The following is a 2,543-nucleotide window of genomic DNA, read 5'->3' as shown; positions in this document are numbered from 1 at the left end:
GTGAAAGCCAGCAATGGGCGTTGCTTTCTGCTGTTTACCAGTCACAAGGCTATGCAAGAGGTAGCCGCCGCACTGCAAGATAAAATCAGCAACCCGATTTTAGTACAGGGCAGCACCTCCAAACAGGCGTTGTTAACCCAGTACCTGGCTGACCCGGAAGCGGTGTTACTCGGCACAGGGGCGTTTTGGGAAGGCGTCGACGTAAGGGGCGACGATCTCGTTTGTGTCCTTATCGATAAACTGCCATTTGCAGCGCCCGATGATCCCTTATTGCAAGCGCGTCTGGAAGACTGTAAAAAGAACGGCGGTAATCCATTCGGCAGTATTCAGATCCCGCAGGCGGTTATCACATTGAAGCAGGGCGCAGGGCGACTTATTCGCGATCCCGAAGATGTCGGTGTATTGGTGATTTGCGATAATCGCCTGGTCACTAAACCTTATGCGCAGACTTTCCTGGGCAGCTTACCGCCAATGAAGCGCACACGTGATCTTGCCGAAGTAGAATCTTTTTTAGTTAAAACCCAACATCGTCAAAGCGATAAGAAGAAGACCAAATCATGAACATGTTAACCATAGATACGGCTACTGAAGCCTGTTCTGTTGCACTTCAGTACAATGGCAAAGTGTATACCCGTTATGAGGTTTGCCCGCAGCAGCATAGTCAAAAGATCCTAACGATGGTGGATGAGGTTATGCAGGAAGCCGGCGCAAAAATGAAATCGCTGGACGTTCTGGGTTTTGGTCGTGGACCTGGAAGTTTTACTGGCGTGCGTATTGCTACGGGTATCATTCAGGGGCTGGCGCTGGGTGCTAAACTGCCTGTAGTTGGTGTGAGTACGTTACACGCAATGGCGCAACAGGTTATCTCCAGCCAGTCCGCAGACAATGTTGCCGTAGCGATAGATGCCCGCATGAGCGAAGTGTATTTTGCGCGCTATCAAAACATCAATGGCATTGCTGAATTGCTGGGTGAGGAACAGGTACTGCCGCCTGAACAAGCGGCGACTCAGGTTACCGAACAAACCAGCGTATTCGCTGGCACGGGGTGGCAGGCTTACCCGGCACTGACCGAGGCACAGGGCGAAGCCGTGGTATCGGTAACATATCCTTATGCCAGACACATGCTGCCTCTCGTCGAGCGAGCTTACGAGGCCGGAGAAACAATGACTGCGGAATCCATTACGCCGGTGTATTTGCGCGACACCGTCACCTGGAAAAAGCTACCAGGCAGAGAATAGTCAGGCCTGAAAATTGCATTTGTTTTTCAAATTAATTCGAGCGCTATTTGAAATACAGCAATCGTTATTTGAATCATTGCAAACGTGCCGATATCTCGTCGGTGTTTTTAACTCAGGCTAAATTGGACAACCGACAGACTTAACCCGATGGACATTAGTCATTCAACCCAGGCGCCGGTAATCGATCGCAGTGACAACCGGCCGAAGCCAGTCAAGCGCATTATCCCTGAAGCTGAACAGTCAGCTAAGCAGAAAGACAATGCGGTTGTCATCAGCGGCGACGAGGCTTCTTTTGCAAAAGCAGAGGCATTTCGTACCAAAGCGGGCTACGACAAACCTGCGCCTCACGCAGAGCAAGCCGTTCGTGAATACCTGAGCTTTGAGCGTGAAACTAAACGCGATTCTGTCCGTCAAATGATGGGCGTGGATATATACGCTTAACGACGCCAGTTTCAGTTTTAGTTACAAAAAATTCACATTTAAACCAAAAGTCTAATTCAGCTTTCATTCAGCTAACTTTCAGATAATATTAACAATGCGCATTAGGCCCCATTGTTCCAAGGGGACTAATATCTGTGATCGATAAAGGATTGACGGGGGTAAACAGGGAAGGGGTCTGAAAGGTGACGCTTGAGTTATTCTGACAGACGCGTGTTAAGTCCAGTTTAATTTAGCATTTATCTGGTACTTCCCTTATTATTCGTCACAACTACAAGGGGTGTTTTATGTTCTACCGCGCACTTATCATAGCGGCCGTGTTAAGCCTGTCTGGCTGTGCTATTGTTCCCGATCCTATCAAAGTCTCTGATGACGAATCTCTCGTTGGCTATTCTAAAGCGGTAGTTGCAGGAGAGCAGGTAATCGGTAAGCAGGCCCGTTGGGGCGGCATTATTACCAGTGTCGAAAACAAAGACAACAAGACCACCATCGAGATGGTGTACTTTCCACTCAATCATTACGCCAAGCCAATTACCACCGAGCAAACGCCTGGTCGCTTTAAGGCGGTGATCAATAATTTTGTTGACCCGATAGTCTTCTCAGAAGGACGGTTAGCAACATTTGTTGGTACGGTTTCTCAACCTCTTGCTGGTATGGTTGGTGAGCAACCCTATATGTTCCCGGCCTTAATGGTTGAGGACTATCACCTGTGGCGCAATCAGCAGTTGTATAATACGAACTCCATGTTCTTTGATTTCTACGGTGGCTGGTATTCACCCTTCTATCCACGTTACTGGGGTCCATGGGGACTCTACCATCCGGGCTACAGAGCGGGATTCAGTTTCTATCACTACAACCAAAATCGCC

4 protein-coding genes are annotated in these 2,543 nt (G+C 48.8%); all 4 read left to right on the top strand.

Annotation, left to right across the window (positions count from 1 at the left end; genetic code table 11):
• Nucleotides 1-561: ATP-dependent DNA helicase (locus tag AC4MRN_RS20425; RefSeq protein WP_491204362.1), on the top strand; the 561-nt coding region annotated here is incomplete at its 5' end.
• The gene (gene tsaB, locus AC4MRN_RS20420) at nt 558-1,238 is read left to right on the top strand and encodes a tRNA (adenosine(37)-N6)-threonylcarbamoyltransferase complex dimerization subunit type 1 TsaB (protein ID WP_491204361.1); all 681 of its coding nucleotides are present in this window, start codon (nt 558-560) and stop codon (nt 1,236-1,238) included. The genes AC4MRN_RS20425 and tsaB, both read left to right, overlap by 4 nt.
• Nucleotides 1,239-1,385: 147 nt before the next feature.
• The gene (locus tag AC4MRN_RS20415; RefSeq protein ID WP_491204360.1) at nt 1,386-1,679 is read left to right on the top strand and encodes a hypothetical protein; all 294 of its coding nucleotides are present in this window, start codon (nt 1,386-1,388) and stop codon (nt 1,677-1,679) included.
• Nucleotides 1,680-1,963: 284 nt separating this feature from the next.
• Nucleotides 1,964-2,543: Slp family lipoprotein (locus tag AC4MRN_RS20410; protein WP_491204359.1), on the top strand; the 580-nt coding region annotated here is incomplete at its 3' end.

It is taken from the genome of Marisediminitalea sp., from assembly GCF_984433645.1.
This window is presented reverse-complemented; position numbering and strand designations above follow the sequence as displayed.